Consider the following 17,551-nt stretch of genomic DNA (forward strand, 5'->3'; position numbering starts at 1 on the left):
GAGTGTTCAGCCACGATCCGCATTCACATTTCCATCCCCATTCGCTATTTGCTCCACAATTTCCCCCTACTCCCTTATTCCCTTACTCCCTCAGGACGGCTCCGATGCAACTCACTCTCGACCAGGCAACAGGGCTCTGCCGCATGGCGGCATTGGGCGCCGGCGCCAATGAAGAAGCGACGCAGTCGCTGGTTGCCTCGATCATCGCGGCGGAAGCAGAAGGCCTGTCGGCGGTCGGCCTGTCGCATTTCATCGACTATCTGGAGGCGATCGAGGACGGCCGCATCGACGGCAATGCCGATCCGGTCGTCACCCGGCCGGCGCTGGCCGCCTACCTCTCCGATGCGCGCGGCGGACTTGCCCATACCGGCTTCGACCGCACTATCGATGACCTCGTCAAGGCGGCGAGGCTGTTCGGCGTCGCCATCTTCTCGCAAAGGAACGCCTATACCTGCGGCGCGCTCGGCTATTTCACCGGACGGCTGGCAGCGCAGGGGCTGGTCTCGTTCGCCGCCACCAACGGGCCGGCGGTGCTTGCAGGCTCGGGCTCGGTCAAGCCGGTCTACTGCACCAACCCGATGTCCTTTGCCGCGCCTGCCGCGGACGGGCCGCCGTTGGTGATCGACCAATCGTCGAGCGCCACCGCCTTCGTCAACATCCGCAAGGCGGCGGAAGACGGCAGGAAGATCCCCGAGGGCTGGGCACTGGATGCCAGCGGCAATCCGACCACCGATCCAGCGGCGGCGATGAAGGGCGCGATGCTCGCCTTCGGCGGCCAGCGCGGCGCCAACATCGCGCTTATGGTCGAGGTGCTGGCGGCGGGGATTTCCGGCGCCAACTGGTCGCTCGACGCACCCTGGTTCTCAGGCGGGCCGGACAGCCCCGGAACCGGGCTCTTCGTGCTCGCTATCGAGCCCAAATTGGTCGATCCGGATTTTGAACAGCGCATGAAGGACCAGCTTGACCGGCTGCGGCGGCGCTACGGCGTGCACATCCCCGGCCGCGCCCGGGCAGAGGCCGCTGAAAAGGCGACGGCGCGTGGAGTCGATATCCCGAAGGCGGTCGTGCAGCGCATTTCCGAATTCGCCGAACGCTACTCGGCCTGATCGGGGCATCGCCCGGCAACAAGGCGCGCATTTGCTTCGCGCCCTTTGAACCTTTTCTTAGCCCGGCAGCGACCATCAGCGGCACCCCACATAGCAAGCCGCAAAAGGGTGGCTTGGGTCGCGGCTTGCGATTGGCGGCCGTCGCGCCGGGCGTCCAGGGCCGGGGCGGGCGTGCTTGCTTCACGCCGCCTTGATACCGTCTCAGGTCAGGCCGCCTCGTTGGACCCTGTTTCGGTGCGCTCACTGCCCGGAAAACCCCGCCTCGGCGGGGTTTTCTGTTTCTCACTGCGGCAATAAAACATGCGAAAGTTCGTCAGGTTTATCCTATTTGACGGAGCGGACGCCTTTGCGTCCGTCAAATCAGCAAAAAGGAGACCGCATGTTCGCCAGCACCGACACGTCCAGACCAAGGCTTATCGTTCCGGCCCTAGGCGGACTCTATGCGACGCTGAACAATGCGGCCGAAACGCTGCTGCGCGCCGTTGCCGGGGTCTTCCTCGCCATTCATGGCTCGCAGAAGATCGTCAATCCATTTGGCGCCACGGAAATGGTCGAAGGTCTGGGCTTCTATCCTGGCGTCTTCTGGTCGCCGCTGCTCGCCTGCACCGAATTCTTCGGCGGCATTTTGATTGCCATCGGCCTCGTCACCCGCCCGGCCGCTTTCGCCGGCCTGATCGTGCTTCTGGTCACAGTATGGTTCCACTGGGTCACCATGGGCCAGGGCTTTTCGGGCGCGGAAAAGTCGCTGCTCTGGGCGGCAATCCTCGCCTTCTTCGTCATCCGAGGCGGCAACCGGCATTCGGTCGACGCGCGCATCGGCCGGGCGTTCTGAGCGGCTTTTACCCTGACGCAATTCGGCACGGAAAACCGCTCCACACTTTCCTGGAATTACTAAAAAACAAGGCGGCGGCGACCTCCGGTCGCTCTTTGCCTTTGACGCGAAACGGATTAAGAAGCGGCTCAGCCAAGCTTTTGCGCGCGGAGCCAGCCATGACCGAAATCCTGCAGACCCCCAAGCTCGTCGTCGTGTTCGGCGGCTCGGGATTCGTCGGCCGTCATGTCGTTCGCGCGCTCGCCAAGCGCGGCTATCGCATCCGGGTCGCCTGCCGGCGGCCCGACCTTGCCGGCCATGTGCAGCCGCTCGGCAATGTCGGCCAGATCCAGCCGGTGCAGGCCAATGTGCGCGTGCGCTGGTCGGTCGACCGCGCCGTTCAGGGCGCCGACCACGTCGTCAACCTCGTCGCCATACTGCATGAGAGCGGCCGGCAGAAATTCGGCTCCGTGCACGGGTTCGGCGCGCGCGCCGTCGCCGAGGCCGCGCGATCGGTCGGCGCCGGCCTCACCCATATATCGGCGCTCGGCGCCGACCTCAACTCGCCGTCGGGATATGCCCGCACCAAGGCTCTCGGCGAGAAAGCAGTGTTCGAGACGGTGCCCGACGCCGTCGTCTTGCGGCCCTCGATCAATTTCGGACCCGAGGACGCCTTCTTCAACCGCTTCGCCAACATGGCGCGCTTCTCGCCCGTGCTGCCGCTGATCGGCGGCGGGGAGACGAAATTCCAGCCGATCTATGTCGGCGACGTTGCCGAGGCGGTGGCACGCTCGGTCGACGGCAAGGTCGAGCGTGGCCAGACCTATGAGCTCGGCGGCCCGCAGGTGTTGACCTTCAAGGAATGCATGCAGGAGCTGCTCGCCGTTATCGACCGCAGACGCCTCCTGGTGCCGGTGCCGTGGTGGGTGGCCAATATCCAAGCCTCGATCCTGCAGCTGTTGCCCAATCCGCTGCTGACCAAGGACCAGGTGCTGCAGCTGCGCGAGCACAACGTCGTCTCCGAAGCCGCCGCCAAGGCGAACAGAACGATCAATGGCCTCGGCATCCAGCCGCAGGCGATCGCCGCGATCCTGCCGAGCTATCTCTGGCGCTTCCGCGCCGCTGGCCAGTTCCAGCAGCGCCGGCCGATCGCCGACCGGTAGACTGTTCCCGATCGGGACCCGTTCCAATCAGGCGCGGCGGGAAATCTGCATCGGCAGGCCGCCCTGCGGCTGCGTGGTCAGCTTCTGCACCGGCCATGGCCGAGTTTGTGACGTTACGTCGAAACGGAAGCGCGACAACAGGATGGCCAAAGCAATGATCGCCTCCTGCATGGCGAAGCTGGCGCCGATGCAGACGCGCGGCCCGGCGCCGAAAGGCAGATACTGGAAGCGGTCGATCCGTTCGCGGTTCTCCGGATGGAAGCGCTCCGGCATGAAGGCGTCCGGCCTGTCCCATAGCTTGCGATGGCGATGCACCACCCAGGGCATCACCAGCACGGCGGCGTATCTCGGGATATAGAGGCCGTTCCAGGTCTCCGGCTCGATCGGCTCGCGATTGATCGAGGGCGCCGGCGGATAAAGCCTCAGCGCTTCCTCGAAGGCGGCGCGGGTGAGCGGCATGGCGTCCAGCCACCTTGTCGGATCGGGCTCGCGCGCCAACACCGCATCGATCTCCTGCTCGACCTTGTCGCGCTCCCAAGGCGCTTCGGCGAGACAGTAGATCGTCCAGCCGAGCGCGCGCGCCGTGGTCTCGTGCCCGGCGCCGATGAAGGTGATGATGTTGTCCTCGACTTCGGCGCGGGTCAGGCCGTCCGGCCCCTCGGCTTTCAGGAGAAGTGTCAGGAAATCCTGCGGCACGCCGTCGGGATCGCGCTTCAGCCGCTGCTCGCGCATTTTCACCGTGTTGGCAACGATGTTGCGGAAATAAGCCATGGTCTTGCGGCCGCGGATGCGCGTCAGCCGCGGCAGCCATTGTGGCGCGCGCAACAGGTCGAGCGGATCGACCCGGCCCATGGTCTCGAACAGGCGGTCGATCTCCTTGGCGAAGCTGCCGGGCTCGCCGGCGATCTCGCCCGAAAACAGCGTCTCGGCGAGGATATCATAGGTGAGCATCGTCATGTCGCGGGCGACGTCGGTCGTACCGCCGGCCTCGTAGCGGGTGGCGAATTCCAGCGTGCGCTTCAGCATCGGCTCGGCGAAACCGAAGATGTGGCGCGGCGTGAACACCGGCGCCATCGCCTTGCGGGAGCGCTTCCACACCTCGCCCTCGGCGGTGAGCAAGCCGTCTCGCAGGATCGGGCGCAGGATCAGCTGGCGCACCGTCGCCATCTTGTAGTTCCTGGCGTTGTCGATCAGCACGTGGCGGATGAGGCCGGGATCGTTGGCGATGACCAGCGGCCCGCCGATACCGGTCACCGAGATCCAGGGCTCGTTGTAGGTATGCTCGCCCCACAGCTCGAGCGGGTTGCGGTAGACGATGCGCATCATCTCCAGCGTCGAGGGCGGCTGGGTGCGCGGCTTCGGCGCAGGCGGCACGAAGGGGGCGGGCTTTGTGTCCATCGGATGCTCCGCTACGACGGCAAATGTAATGCGCGGCAAAGCGGGCGTCCATGTGACCGAACGGAAAGCCCATGGAGAGACCGCCTCGCCTGAATGTGAACGGCGCCCTTCGATGGCTGCTTGTTGACGGTGACCGGTTCCTTTAGTCGCCAACGGATACCGTCAATCGAGGAGCCACCCGTGAAGCACCAGTTGAGCATCATCATCGGCAGCACGCGACCGGGACGCGCCGGACCGATCTTCGCCGAGTGGCTGGAGGGGTTCGCGCGCGAGCAAGGCAAGTTCGAGCCGGCGCTCGCCGACATTGCCGCCTTCAAGCTGCCGCTGCTCGACGAGCCGCATCATCCGCGCCTGCGCAAATACGAGAACGACCACACCAAGGCCTGGTCGAAGGCGATCGACGCCGCCGACGCCTTCGTGTTCGTGGCGCCGGAATACAATTATTTCGCCGCTCCGGCGATTGTTAACGCCGTCGACTATCTGCTCAAGGAGTGGCGCTACAAGCCCGCCGCCATCTTCAGCTATGGCGGGGTGTCCGGCGGCCTGCGCGCGGCACAGGCGCTGAAGCCGCTGCTGACCTCGGTCGGCGTCATGCCGATCCCGGAAGGCGTGGCGCTGCCTTCCTACAGGACCTTGCTCGACAAGGAGGGCGCGTATCATCCGAGCGAGCAGGTGCTGGGCGGCGCCAAGACCATGCTGGACGAGTTGTTCCGCTGGAGCGAGGCGCTGAAGGCGCTGCGCGCCGGCCTCCGGGCGGAATAGCAGACGTCCCGATATGACTGCTGCAACGCCGCGCTCGGGCGAGGCTTTCGCGCCGGCATAGCCCGCTGCCCGCCCCGCGCTTCCCGGAGTATCGCGCCCGGCCTGCCAACGGCCGCTCGCCAAGCCGGCAAAACGCCTGCAAACCTTGGAAAAACGGCCATTTGCGCCTATATCAAGGACATCAAAACGGCGCGATTCGGGACCATTTTCCGCGCCGGATCAGCGACATCAATCAGACAGGTATTTATGAGCGATCAGACCGAAAGCGCCATTGGCGCGGAAGCCGAGTATGGCGCCGATTCCATCAAAGTTTTGAAGGGGTTGGACGCTGTCCGCAAGCGGCCGGGCATGTATATCGGCGACACCGACGACGGCTCGGGCCTGCATCACATGGTCTATGAGGTGGTGGACAACGCCATCGACGAGGCGCTGGCCGGGCATGCCGACCTCGTCTCGGTGACGCTCAACCCCGACGGCTCGGTGACCGTCATCGACAATGGCCGCGGGATTCCGACCGATATCCATCCCAGCGAGGGCGTCTCGGCGGCCGAAGTGATCATGACCCAGCTGCATGCCGGCGGCAAATTCGACCAGAACTCCTACAAGGTTTCGGGCGGCCTGCACGGCGTTGGCGTCTCGGTGGTCAACGCTCTTTCGGCATGGCTCAAGCTCAAGATCCGTCGCAACGGCGAAATCTTCGAGATGAGCTTCACGCACGGCAATGCCGACGCTCCGCTGAAGGTGACCGGCACCTACGAGCAGGACAAGCGACCGGGGACCTATGAAGGCCGCAGCGGCAGCGAGATCACCTTCTTCCCGTCAGCCGAAACCTTCACCATGGTCGAATTCGACTACAACACGCTCGAGCACCGGCTGCGCGAGCTCGCCTTCCTCAATTCCGGCGTGCGCATCGTGCTGACCGACGCGCGCCATGCCGACCTCGTGCGCCACGAATTGCATTATGACGGCGGCCTAGAGGAATTCGTCAAGTATCTCGACCGGGTGAAGAAGCCGCTGATCGAGAAGCCGATCGCCATTCGCGCCGAGCGCGACGGCATCACCGTCGAGGTGGCGATGTGGTGGAACGACAGCTACCACGAGAACGTGCTGGCCTTCACCAACAACATCCCGCAGCGCGACGGCGGCACGCATCTGGCCGGATTCCGCGCCGCGCTGACCAGGCAGATCACCGGCTATGGCGAGTCCTCCGGCCAGACCAAGAAGGAAAAGGTTTCGCTCACCGGCGACGACTGCCGCGAAGGCCTGACGGCCGTTCTGTCGGTCAAGGTTCCGGATCCGAAATTCTCCTCGCAGACCAAGGACAAGCTGGTCTCCTCGGAAGTCCGGCCGGTGGTGGAAAGCCTGGTCAACGAGGCGCTGGGCACCTGGCTGGAAGAGCATCCAAGCGAAGGCAAGGTGGTGGTGGAGAAGGTGATCCAGGCGGCCGCCGCGCGCGAAGCCGCGCGCAAGGCGCGCGACATAACCCGCAAGAGCACGCTCGGCGTCACCTCGCTGCCCGGCAAGCTTGCCGACTGCCAAGAGCGCGATCCCGCGAAATCGGAAATCTTCATCGTTGAGGGCGACTCGGCCGGCGGCTCGGCCAAGGGCGGGCGCTCGCGCCAGAACCAGGCGATCCTGCCGCTGCGGGGCAAGATCCTGAATGTCGAGCGGGCGCGCTTCGACCGTATGCTCAGCTCCGACATGATCGGCACGCTGATCACGGCGCTCGGCACCTCGATCGGCAAGGACGAGTTCAACGCCGACAAGCTGCGCTACCACAAGATCATCCTGATGACGGACGCCGACGTCGACGGCGCTCACATCCGCACGCTGCTGCTCACCTTCTTCTTCCGGCAGATGCCGGAGCTGATCGAGCGCGGCCATCTCTACATCGCCCAGCCGCCGCTCTACAAAGTGACGCGGGGCAAGAGCTCGCAATATCTCAAGGACGAAAGCGCCTATGAGGAATATCTGATCGAGTCCGGGCTGGAAGAGGCTTCACTGACGCTCGCCTCCGGCGAGGTGCGGACCGGACAGGACCTGCGCGGCGCGGTCGACGACGCCTTGGCGGTGCGGCACCTGATCAACGGGCTGCACACGCGCTACAACCGCAGTGTCGTCGAGCAGGCGGCGATCGCCGGCGCGCTCAACGCCGACGTGCTCGCCGATCTCGGCCGCGCCACCGCCATGGCCGAACACGTCGCCAGGCGGCTCGACATGATCGCCGAGGAGACCGAGCGCGGCTGGAGCGGACGGCTGTCGACCTCCAATGACGGGTCGGGCGGCTATGTCTTCGAACGCACCGTGCGCGGCGTCAAGGACGCGGTCCAGCTCGATGCCGGGCTGATCAATTCGGCCGATGCGCGCCAGCTGGACCGCTATGCAGCGCGCCTGGCGGAAGTCTATGGCGAGCAGCCGGCGCTGCGCCGCAAGGAGACTTCCGAGCTCCTTTCCGGGCCGCTGGCGCTGCTCAACGCGGTGTTCGCGGCTGGCCGCAAGGGACTGACCATGCAGCGCTACAAGGGCCTTGGCGAGATGAACGCCGAACAGCTCTGGGAAACCACGCTGGATCCGAATGTGCGCTCGCTGCTTCAGGTCAAGGTGGCCGACGCGACCGACGCCGACAGCCTGTTCTCACGGCTGATGGGCGACGAGGTGGAGCCGCGGCGCGAGTTCATCCAGGACAATGCGCTGTCGGTGGCCAATCTGGATATTTGAGGACCGTGCCATCGGGCCTCTCAGCCTGCCGTCGGTCCGCCGTCCGTGGCGGATGGGGTGATCCGACCGGAACAGAAGGTCTCCTGAAACATTGTGACAGATCGATCACAACTTGTTTCAGGAGGTTTCGATGGGCCGCGGTATCTTGCTCTGGTTGCTCGGGGTTCCGATTCCGATCATCATTCTCATCATGCTTTTTGCCCGCTAGGAGGCTTCGATGCAGCCCACCCTATCGGCAACCGATGCTCCCGGTACGCTAGAATCCTCCGCCACCGCCGTCAGTTGGGGGCCGATCATCGCTGGCGCTTTCGCAGCCTCGGCTTTGACTCTCATCCTTACCTTGCTCGGCTCCGGACTCGGGCTGACGATGGTTTCGCCCTGGTCCGCGTCGAATCCTTCGGTCACCACCTTCGCGGCTACCACCGGCGCCTGGTTAATCGTCGTGCAATGGCTGTCGGCGGGCCTAGGCGGTTATCTTGCCGGGCGGTTGCGGACCAAATGGGTTGGCGTCCACACTGACGAGGTCTATTTCCGCGACACCACCCACGGCTTCCTTGCCTGGGCGCTGGCCACGTTGCTTGTCGCCGGTGTTCTCGGCTCGGTCCTGTCGGCTGCAGTTGGGACGGGCGTGCAGGCGGCATCCACTGTCGCGTCGGGCGCCGCGATGGGTGCCTCGGCAGGCGCGTCGGCAAACGCCAACGGCGCCTCGGTCGACAATGCGACATCGTATTTCGTCGACACGCTGTTCCGTCCGGCGGATGCGAGCAAGCTTGCAGCCGCCAATCCGCAAAACGACGCGGCGACCACGGCGCAAGCGTCTCGCATCCTGGTCGCAAGTGCCGCCTCCGGTGAGGTGTCGGCCGACGACAAGACCTACCTGGCGCAGCTTGTGACTGCCCGCACAGGCCTTCCGGAAGCCGACGCAAAGGCCCGTGTCGATGCGGTGCTTGCAAAGGTGGAGGAGGCTAAGACCAAGGCCAAGCAGGCGGCAGACACGGCCAGGAAGGCAACGGCCTCATTTGCCCTGATCGGCGCCTTGGCGTTGGTCATCGGCGCATTCATCGCCAGCGCTGCCGCAGCTCTCGGCGGCAAGCAGCGCGACGAAGACGAGGCGCTTTTCCTGTCCAAAGGCTAGACTGAACCATCCGGTGATTGAAAGACAAAGCCCGGCTCACGGCCGGGCTTTTCGGTCTTTGAGATGGCAAGCCGGATCAGTGATCGAAGGCCTTGACGATTTCCTCGGTCATCTTCTTGGCGTCGCCGAGCAGCATCATGGTGCCGTCCTTGTAGAACAGCGTGTTGTCGATGCCGGCATAGCCCGAACCCAGCGAGCGCTTGACGAACAGGCAGGTGCGGGCCTTGTCGACGTCGAGGATCGGCATGCCGTAGATCGGGCTGCTCTTGTCATCTCGCGCGGACGGGTTGGTGACGTCGTTGGCGCCGATGACATAGGCGACATCGGCCTGGGCGAATTCGGAGTTGATGTCCTCCAACTCGAACACCTCGTCATAGGGCACATTGGCCTCGGCGAGCAGCACGTTCATGTGGCCGGGCATGCGGCCGGCGACCGGATGGATGGCGTATTTGACCTCGACGCCGTTGGCCTTGAGCTTGTCGGCCATCTCGCGCAGCGCATGCTGCGCCTGCGCGACCGCCATGCCGTAGCCGGGCACGATGATGACCTTCTGCGCGTTCATCATCAGATAGGCGGCGTCGTCGGCCGAGCCCTGCTTGACGGTGCGCTCGATGCCGTCGTCGGCAGCCGCAGCCGTCTCGCCGCCGAAGCCGCCGAGAATGACGGAGATGAAGGAGCGGTTCATGCCCTTGCACATGATGTAGGACAGGATCGCACCGGAAGAACCGACCAGCGCACCGGTGATGATCAGCGCCAGATTGCCGAGCGTGAAGCCGAGCGCCGCTGCCGCCCAACCGGAATAGGAATTCAGCATCGACACCACGACCGGCATGTCGGCGCCGCCGATCGGGATGATCAGAAGCACGCCGAGCACCAGCGAAGCGGCGACGATCAGCCAGAAGATTAGCTTGGATTCGGTGGTGACGAGCAGCACGATCAGCACCACGAGGGCTACGCCGAGCGCGATGTTGATCAGGTGGCGGCCGCCGATCATGATCGGCTTGCCGGACATGCGGCCGTCGAGCTTGAGGAAGGCGATGACCGAGCCGGTGAAGGTGATGGCACCGATCGCGACGCCGAGGCTCATCTCGATGAGCGCCTGGGCATGGATGTCGCCGGCCGTGCCGATGCCGAAGCTTTCCGGCGCGTAGATTGCTGCCGCCGCCACCATGACGGCGGCGAAACCGACGAGCGAGTGGAAGGCGGCGACCAGCTGCGGCATCGAGGTCATGGCGATGCGGCGCGCCACATAAGCGCCGACGCCGCCGCCGATGGCAAGCCCGAGCACGATCAGGCCGAAGCGGCCAGCCGAGGGCAGCGCCAGCGCCAGCGTGGTGGCGATGGCAATGCCCATGCCGATCATGCCGTAGAGATTGCCCTGGCGGCTGGTGGTCGGATGCGACAGGCCGCGCAGCGCCAGGATGAACAGGATGCCGGAGACCAGATAGAGGAAGGAAGCGAGATTGACGGTCACGTCACTTTTCCTTCTTCTTGTACATGGCGAGCATGCGCTGGGTGACGAGGAAGCCGCCGAAGATGTTGACCGAGACCAGCACCAGGGCGATGAAGCCGAAGCCCGCCGCAAGGCCGGAGGCGGCGATGCCGACGGCAAGCAGCGCGCCGACGACGATGACCGAGGAGATGGCGTTGGTGACGGCCATCAGCGGCGTGTGCAGCGCCGGCGTCACCGACCAGACGACATAATAGCCGACGAAGATCGCCAGCACGAAGATGGCGAAGCGGAAGACAAAGGGATCGATGGCGCCGCCCGAGAGCGCGTGCGCGGCGTTGCCGGCAGCCTCGGCGCCGGCGGGCGCATTGGCGAGATCCTGCACCGCGAGGCGTACGGCAGCGGTCGCCTGATCGAGCTGGTCGAGGGCTTTCTGCAGCTGTTCCATCACGCGGTCCCTTCTGGCTTAGGCGAGGGTGACTTGGCTGCGGCCCTCCTCCTGGGCGCCGGTTTCTTGTCGGCGGCATCCGCGACCAGGACCGTGGCCGGGATCGCAGCCGGCTCGGTGCGCGGCTGCCCGGCGGCCTTGGCGAAACTGGGGTGCACGATTTGGCCGGCATCGGTCAGCATCGTCGCCTTGACCAGCTCGTCATCGCGCTTGATGGCAAGGGTCTTCGTCACCTTGTCGACCATTGTCTCGAGGAAGGCGTAGAGGTTCTTGGCATAGAGCAGCGAGGCGGATGCCGCGACACGACCGGGCACATTGAGATGGCCGACGATCTTGACGCCGTTTTCCGTCGTCACGACCCTGCCGGGTTGAGCGCCTTCGACATTGCCGCCGCGTTCGACCGCAAGGTCGACGATCACCGAGCCCGGCTTCATCGAGGCGACCATGGCGGCCGACACCAGCTTCGGCGCCGGACGTCCAGGGATCAGCGCCGTGGTGATGACGATATCCTGCTTGGCGATGTGCTCTGCGGTCAGGGCCGCCTGCTTGGCCTGATATTCCTTCGACATTTCCTTGGCGTAGCCGCCGGCGGTCTCCGCCGCCTTGAACTCCTCGTCCTCGACCGCCAGGAACTTTGCGCCGAGCGACTGCACCTGCTCCTTCACCGCCGGACGCACGTCGGTGGCGGTGACGACGGCGCCGAGACGGCGCGCTGTGGCGATCGCCTGCAGACCGGCGACGCCGACGCCCATGATGAAGGTTTTTGCTGCCGGCACCGTGCCCGCCGCCGTCATCATCATCGGCAGCGCGCGGTCATATTCGGCCGCCGCATCGACCACCGCCTGGTAGCCGGCAAGATTGGCCTGCGAGGAAAGCACGTCCATCACCTGCGCGCGGGTGATGCGCGGCATGAACTCCATCGAGAAGGCGGTGATGCCGGCACTGGCCATCGCGGCAAGCGCCGCATCGTTGCCGTAAGGATCCATGATGGCGATGACGGCCGCGCCCGATTTGTAGCCCTTGAGCTCGGCATCGGTCGGCCGGCGCACCTTCAGCACCACATCGGCGTTCTTGGCGTCCCCGGCAGTTCCAATCGTGCCGCCGGCGGTGACAAATTCCTGATCGGTAATGCGCGAGCCCAGGCCGGCGCCCTTCTCGACGATCACCTCGAAGCCCAGGCCCGCCATCCTTTTCACCGTCTCGGGCGAGGCCGCGACTCTCGGCTCGTTCGCGTCAAGCTCACGAGGGATGAATACCGTCTGCCCCACCGCATGATCCTTTCGGCTGGAACCTTGCTGCGCAAGGCGTCGGCCGGGACCTCCGGCGGAACGTCAAACGCAATGGCTTGGAGAGTCTACCGCAGAATGAAATAGCCGACGGCCATGATCACGATGAACAGGATGGTCGCCGAGAAGAAGCCGCCCGCGAAGAAGCCGAAGGCCATGGCCAGCAGAATGGCGGCGCAGACGAGCGAGCCGTATTTGGCCAGCGCGAGGAATGCGTTGTAGGTACGATCATGCTCGGCATAGTCCATCTGCGCGCCCAGTTCGACAGGACCGGTCGGCGTGTGATCAGCCATAGGAATACCCCTTCGAAAATGCCTTCGAGGCACATAGCGAAAAGCCGGAGCAAGAGCAATGGCGCTATTGCCGCACGGCCGGCGACAACAGCCTCAAACGAAAGTTGAAATGGGCGGAAGCTAAAATTGCGATGGCAGCCCCTCGCCGTGGCGAGGGGCATCGTGGGCCTTTAAAGCGCGTCGCGCTGAATCGGATTCAGGCGAGACGCTTCAAAGCTCGTTTTGATGGGTGCCGTTGCCCAGAACCGCTGCACGGTTCCGGGCGAGATTGCATTAGGCGGCGAGGTGCGGAAACAGGCCGAGCAGGCCGACCACGATCAGATAGAGCGCGACGATGTAGTTGAGCAGGCGCGGCATCACCAGGATCAATATGCCGGCGATCAGCGAGATCAGGGGCGTGAGCGCAAGCGAGTGGATGGTCATGATCGTACTCCTTCCCGTGAAAAACCCGATTTGAGCCGGCGACAAGCCTGGGGCAAGAATGCGGCGCCGTCGATGATCAGTGACGCCGGTACTCGTAACGCGGGAGCCGCGGGTAAGGTTCACGATGCGCGGAAGGACGCCCGTTCAGGCGGCATCGCGATAGTATTTGGCCGTCGGTACGATCGACAGAGGGGTGAGCCGGTTGATGGCCGGATTGGCGAACATCATCCGCTGCTCCACCGGCGTCGACTTGAAGAACGGGAAGCGGTCGAGCGTCTGGCGCAAGTTTTCACCGCAGGGGATCTCGAACAAGGCGATCGGCGCAAGGACACCCGGAAACACCTTGCCTTCTGTCCGCTGCACGGCATGGAAGATGCGGGCGTAGTAAGCGGAATGTTCGACCTTGACCGGCGTCAGCACGGCCGTCTGGCCAAAATAGCTGGAAGCCACCATGCCGAGCCTCAGCGTCAGGAAAGGCAGGACTCCGGGCGCGGGCGCGCTATCCGCGTCGGTTGCGAACCGGGTTCCGTCTATGAAGGTTTCTCCGCGGGCAAGCCGCTCTGCCAAGATTTCCGGATAGGCGTCGACAGAGGGCGAATAGGGGTGCTCGCGGGAAATGTAATGGAGCCGCAGCGTGCTGACCAAGTGGCCATCGAAATAGACGCCGAACCGGTAGGAATTCGGCAGGTTGTCCCAGCGATCCTCGAACATCCCGCTGGCGATCGGGCCGCACATGCCTGAGCGCAGGTAGGACTGATAGCGAAGGCGGTAGATCGCCTCCAGATCCTCGCCCCCCGTGATCAAACGGTAATCGACATGCTCCAGCAATTGCATGATCGAACGATTCAGCGCCGAGCCAGTATTTGCGCCGGCGTCAGCCTGCGCATCGTTTCTTGCAGTATCCATCCTCAAGTCCTCGTATCCGCCTGTAAACAGCCTATTCGAGTCAAAATGAGACACAAGCCGAAAATTCGATACTGCTGGTTTACCTTCCGTTAACCTTAACAATGCGCCGGAAAGGGTTGCGCGGAAAAGTCGACCGCACACTCGGACCTTGGCACGCATCCGATGTCAAGGAGTTCACAGATGCCAGAGCTGAAAGGACTTGGCTGCCGCAGCTACCGGTAATATAGGGCATCAAGCCAAAATACTTTGCCGTATTGAATTGCTTAGATAAAACAAATGTGAGCTTTTGATCCTGAACAATCGGGTCAAAACCTTCCGATTGGACGAAAATTGCTGCGTAGCCAACGCAACGCGCATTCTTAATCCTGAATGATGAAATTCCCTATCTGGCCGACCGTCTGGGGGCGAGGCGCAGGTCCGCGGCGAATGGCCAGGTGACGTTCGACATCGTCTCGATGCCGGACGCGCTGAGCGCGGCGCCGAACAGGAAGCCTTGCACGAGGTCTGGCTTGACCGAACGCACCAATATCTTCAGCTGCTCGAAAGTCTCCACCCCTTCGATCGTGACGACCAGGCCCAGCGTCCGGGTCAAGCCGACGATACCCTTCAGAAGATCGAGCGACTGGGGGCTCTGGGTCACGTCGATCAGGAAGGAGCGATCAATCTTGATCTTGTCGAGCGGCAGCTTGTGCAGGTAGCTGAGGCTGGAATAGCCGGTGCCGAAGTCGTCGAGCGCGATGCGGACGCCCAGCGCTTTCAGCTCTTCGATCAGCTCGCGGGTCAGTGATTTGTCGTCGAGCAGGGCAGTCTCCGTCACCTCGATCTCGAGCCGGTGCGGCGCAAGGCCCGACGCCGCCAGCGCATCACGCACCTTCTGCACGACGTCGCGGTTGCGGAAGTCCTTGGCCGACAGGTTGATCGAAACGCTGGTCTGGGCCGGCCATTTGGCGCATTCGGCGCAGGCCGCCTGCAGCACGAAAGAGCTGATCTCGGAGATGATGCCCATCTCCTCGGCCAGCGGAATGAAGACGCCCGGCGAAATCGGGCCGAGATCGGGATGATCCCAGCGGCAGAGCGCCTCGCAGCTGGCGATGCGCATGGTGCTCATCGACACGATCGGCTGGTAGACGACGCGCAACTCCTTGGCTTGCACGGCGCTGCGCAGATCGGCTTTCATCAGCTGGCGATTGCGGAAGGCGGCGTCCATCGATGCCTCGAACAGCCGCCAGCTGTTCTTGCCGAGCTCCTTGGCTTTGTAGAGCGCGAGGTCCGCCTTGACGATCATGCCGTCGACGTCGGTGTCCTTGACCACGGACAACACCGCGCCGCCACTGGTCTGGATGCGCAGGCCGTGACCGGCGACGTCGACTTCGCCCTGCAGGCCGGCGAAGATCTCGTCGAGCAGGCTGCTGAGATGGCTCTCATCCTCGATGCGGTCGAAATAGATCATGAATTCGTCGCCGCCGAAGCGGCTGACATTGATGCCCGGCCCGGCGACCGCTGCCAGGCGCTCGGCTACGGCGTAGATCAGACCGTCGCCGACCGGGTGGCCGAGCGTGTCGTTGACGCTCTTGAAATCATCGAGGTCGAGCACCGCCAAGCCGCAGAGCCGGTCGCGGTCGCCGGACGCCATGGCTTCGCCGACCAGCTCGTGGAAGTAGGCACGGTTCGGCAGGCCGGTGAGGTTGTCGTAGCGCGCCATGAAGCGGATCTTTTCCTCCGCCTCGACCCGGGCCGTGACGTCCTCGAAGGTGATGACGCCGAGTTCCTGGCTGCCTTCGCGCGCGGAGAACTCGTAGTGCTGGCCATTGGCGAGCGACACGAGCACCTTGCGGTCCCGGCCCTCGCGCAAGGCGCGCGTCAGCTGCGCCTCGATGTAGCGGCAATCCTTCGGTGCCAGCATGCCGCCGGCGACGCCGCGCATCAGAAGGCCGTGGATCGAGCGCCCGAGCAGCGCGTCGGCCGATTTCAGCGACATCAGATGGGCGGCCTCGGCATTGGCGACGGCGACGCGCCCGTCGGGGCCGAGCATGACCAGGCCGTGCGACATCGTGTTGAGCGCGCGGTCGAACCTGCGCGTCAGGTTTCTCGCCTGCTTGTGGCCGATGACCGCCGAGAACAGCACGTTGCGGACATGATCGGCGCCGGTGATGGTGATGAACGTCATCGGGATGATCATCAGGCCGAGGACGACGGAGGGCGCGTCCATGCGCAGCAGGAGCGCGAGAGCCGCCGGACCGATGAAGGTCACGGAAAAGATCCGCACCATGCGCGGCGACCCATAGTTGCGGGCGACAACGGTGACCAGGGTCGCCAGCGTGAGCGACATTGCCGCGAGCTCGGCGAACGGTTCGGGATATATGTAGATCGACACGAAACACAGCGCGCCCAATCCGAGACCCTGAAGGCAGCCCTTCAGGATGTAGCTGCGCTCCAACCGCTGCGCGTGTTCGACATCGGCAATTGCGCCGCCTGTCCTCAGGAAGCCGCGAATGCCGAAGTAACGGATAAGGCTGACGGAAAGCAGGGCAAAAGAAAACGCCAGGAACAGGGGATTGTGGGTGCGCAGATAGATCATGAATCCGAGGATCCAGTAGCACGCGCCACCGATCAACAACATGTGCGCGTTGTCGAACAACGACCGCACAAATTGGATATAAACATCCGCTGGGATGCTTTCGGTCTTTGTTTTGCCCATAGGGTCGGCCCAACGCTTAGCCTTGTCATGACACAACCGCCTTAAGAAAGGCTTAGAACAGAACCGCCTTGAGCAGCGGCTTCGGTCTGCCGGCCAAGGGCCGCAAAGGACCTAACGCATGTCACCCACAAGTGCGCAGCGGTTTTGGGAGAACGACCTGCATCGAACAAAGGCCTAAAGCGCCTCTGCTGGATCCATTTCCACGCGAGGCACTTTAGGCCGACCGACGAAAACTTCGGGATTGGTCTGGCGCAATCACTCGGCAGCGCTGAGAACGGGCACCGGAGCGGCCTCGGTCAGCCGCTGCAGCAGCCTGGAGCGCTCTTCGGACGCCTTGGCGGCGCTGGCCTGCTGGACATGGCCATAGCCGCGGATGAGCGCCGGAACGGAGGCCAGAGCGGCGGCGGCCTCGACCTTGCCCGGCGCAAGTGCTGCGGCGATCAGATCGAGATCGGCCTCGTATTGCGCAAGCAGTTGCCGCTCGGCGCGCCGTTCGGCGGTATGGCCGAACAGGTCGAACGCGGTGCCGCGCAGGCCTCTCATGACAGCAAGCAGGCGAAATGCCTTCATCATCCACGGGCCGAAACTCGACTTCCTCGGCTTGCCGTCATTGCCGCGCCGCCCGAGGATCGGCGGCGCGAGGTGAAATTCCAGCTTTTCGTAGCTTTGGAACTGCCTTGCGAGATCGGCGGCGAAGCTGCCGTCGGTGTAAAGCCGGGCCACCTCATACTCGTCCTTGATCGCCATCAGCTTGAAGAGGTTTTTCGCGGCCGCCTCGGTGACGGCCGTTGAGCCGGGAACCGCTGTCGCCTCGGCTGCGCGCAGCGCCGCGATCCTGTTGGCATAGCGCTTGCCATAGGCGGCGTTCTGGTAGGCGGTGAGGAAAGCCCCCCGCCGGGCGACAATGTCGTCGGCACCGGAAACGCTCGACGACATTGTCGCCCGGCGGGTGGC

Annotated in this window: 15 protein-coding genes; 6 read left to right on the forward strand and 9 right to left on the reverse strand. The window is 64.1% G+C overall.

Going from position 1 to position 17,551, the window contains the following annotated elements:
* Nucleotides 1–104 precede the first annotated feature (104 nt).
* The 3 genes from EOA49_RS04860 to EOA49_RS04870 all read left to right on the forward strand — a co-directional run bounded on the left by EOA49_RS04860 (nucleotide 105) and on the right by EOA49_RS04870 (nucleotide 3,080).
* Complete coding sequence (locus tag EOA49_RS04860; RefSeq protein WP_095799181.1) at nucleotides 105–1,106, forward strand: Ldh family oxidoreductase; 1,002 nt, start codon at nucleotides 105–107, stop codon at nucleotides 1,104–1,106.
* Between the two features lie 379 nt (nucleotides 1,107–1,485).
* Nucleotides 1,486–1,938 carry a DoxX family protein gene (locus tag EOA49_RS04865; protein ID WP_127240545.1) on the forward strand — a complete coding sequence of 151 codons (453 nt, stop codon included), beginning with the start codon at nucleotides 1,486–1,488 and terminating at the stop codon, nucleotides 1,936–1,938.
* Between the two features lie 158 nt (nucleotides 1,939–2,096).
* A complete protein-coding gene (locus EOA49_RS04870) occupies nucleotides 2,097–3,080 on the forward strand; it encodes a complex I NDUFA9 subunit family protein (protein ID WP_127240544.1) in 984 nt (327 codons plus the stop codon).
* Between the two features lie 27 nt (nucleotides 3,081–3,107).
* Here the strand turns inward: EOA49_RS04870 and EOA49_RS04875 are convergent, their stop codons facing one another.
* A complete protein-coding gene (locus EOA49_RS04875; RefSeq protein ID WP_127240543.1) occupies nucleotides 3,108–4,478 on the reverse strand; it encodes a cytochrome P450 in 1,371 nt (456 codons plus the stop codon).
* A 180-nt stretch (nucleotides 4,479–4,658) separates the two neighbouring features.
* Between EOA49_RS04875 and EOA49_RS04880 the strand changes: the two genes are divergently transcribed.
* The 3 genes from EOA49_RS04880 (at nucleotide 4,659) to EOA49_RS04890 (ending at nucleotide 9,093) form a co-directional block, all read left to right on the forward strand.
* On the forward strand, nucleotides 4,659–5,240 hold the full coding sequence (locus EOA49_RS04880; protein WP_127240542.1) for an NADPH-dependent FMN reductase: 582 nt from the start codon (nucleotides 4,659–4,661) through the stop codon (nucleotides 5,238–5,240).
* Nucleotides 5,241–5,486: 246 nt separating this feature from the next.
* The gene (gene gyrB / locus EOA49_RS04885) at nucleotides 5,487–7,958 is read left to right on the forward strand and encodes a DNA topoisomerase (ATP-hydrolyzing) subunit B (RefSeq protein ID WP_067324174.1); all 2,472 of its coding nucleotides are present in this window, start codon (nucleotides 5,487–5,489) and stop codon (nucleotides 7,956–7,958) included.
* 217 nt (nucleotides 7,959–8,175) lie between these two features.
* Nucleotides 8,176–9,093, forward strand: coding sequence for a hypothetical protein (locus tag EOA49_RS04890; protein ID WP_095776998.1), 918 nt, complete (start codon nucleotides 8,176–8,178; stop codon nucleotides 9,091–9,093).
* A gap of 76 nt (nucleotides 9,094–9,169) precedes the next feature.
* Here the strand turns inward: EOA49_RS04890 and EOA49_RS04895 are convergent, their stop codons facing one another.
* The 8 genes from EOA49_RS04895 to EOA49_RS04930 form a co-directional block, all read right to left on the reverse strand.
* Nucleotides 9,170–10,567, reverse strand: a complete 1,398-nt coding sequence (locus EOA49_RS04895; protein WP_067324170.1) for an NAD(P)(+) transhydrogenase (Re/Si-specific) subunit beta — start codon at nucleotides 10,565–10,567, stop codon at nucleotides 9,170–9,172.
* A 1-nt stretch (nucleotide 10,568) separates the two neighbouring features.
* Complete coding sequence (locus EOA49_RS04900) at nucleotides 10,569–10,991, reverse strand: proton-translocating transhydrogenase family protein (RefSeq protein WP_067003367.1); 423 nt, start codon at nucleotides 10,989–10,991, stop codon at nucleotides 10,569–10,571.
* On the reverse strand, nucleotides 10,991–12,259 hold the full coding sequence (locus tag EOA49_RS04905) for a Re/Si-specific NAD(P)(+) transhydrogenase subunit alpha (protein ID WP_127240541.1): 1,269 nt from the start codon (nucleotides 12,257–12,259) through the stop codon (nucleotides 10,991–10,993). The genes EOA49_RS04900 and EOA49_RS04905 overlap by 1 nt, the downstream gene beginning before the upstream one ends.
* An 86-nt stretch (nucleotides 12,260–12,345) precedes the next feature.
* The gene (locus tag EOA49_RS04910) at nucleotides 12,346–12,570 is read right to left on the reverse strand and encodes an aa3-type cytochrome c oxidase subunit IV (protein WP_095799174.1); all 225 of its coding nucleotides are present in this window, start codon (nucleotides 12,568–12,570) and stop codon (nucleotides 12,346–12,348) included.
* A 273-nt stretch (nucleotides 12,571–12,843) separates the two neighbouring features.
* The gene (locus EOA49_RS04915) at nucleotides 12,844–12,993 is read right to left on the reverse strand and encodes a DUF3096 domain-containing protein (RefSeq protein WP_067003359.1); all 150 of its coding nucleotides are present in this window, start codon (nucleotides 12,991–12,993) and stop codon (nucleotides 12,844–12,846) included.
* Nucleotides 12,994–13,137: 144 nt separating this feature from the next.
* Nucleotides 13,138–13,899: an acyl-homoserine-lactone synthase gene (locus EOA49_RS04920; protein ID WP_127240546.1), complete on the reverse strand. Its 762-nt coding sequence runs from the start codon at nucleotides 13,897–13,899 to the stop codon at nucleotides 13,138–13,140.
* A gap of 382 nt (nucleotides 13,900–14,281) precedes the next feature.
* A complete protein-coding gene (locus tag EOA49_RS04925) occupies nucleotides 14,282–16,597 on the reverse strand; it encodes an EAL domain-containing protein (RefSeq protein WP_067003356.1) in 2,316 nt (771 codons plus the stop codon).
* Between the two features lie 255 nt (nucleotides 16,598–16,852).
* On the reverse strand, nucleotides 16,853–17,551 hold a 699-nt coding region (locus tag EOA49_RS04930), incomplete at its 5' end, for a DUF6537 domain-containing protein (RefSeq protein WP_348626859.1).

Source organism: Mesorhizobium sp. M1A.F.Ca.IN.020.04.1.1, assembly GCF_003997315.1.
Classification (GTDB): domain Bacteria; phylum Pseudomonadota; class Alphaproteobacteria; order Rhizobiales; family Rhizobiaceae; genus Mesorhizobium.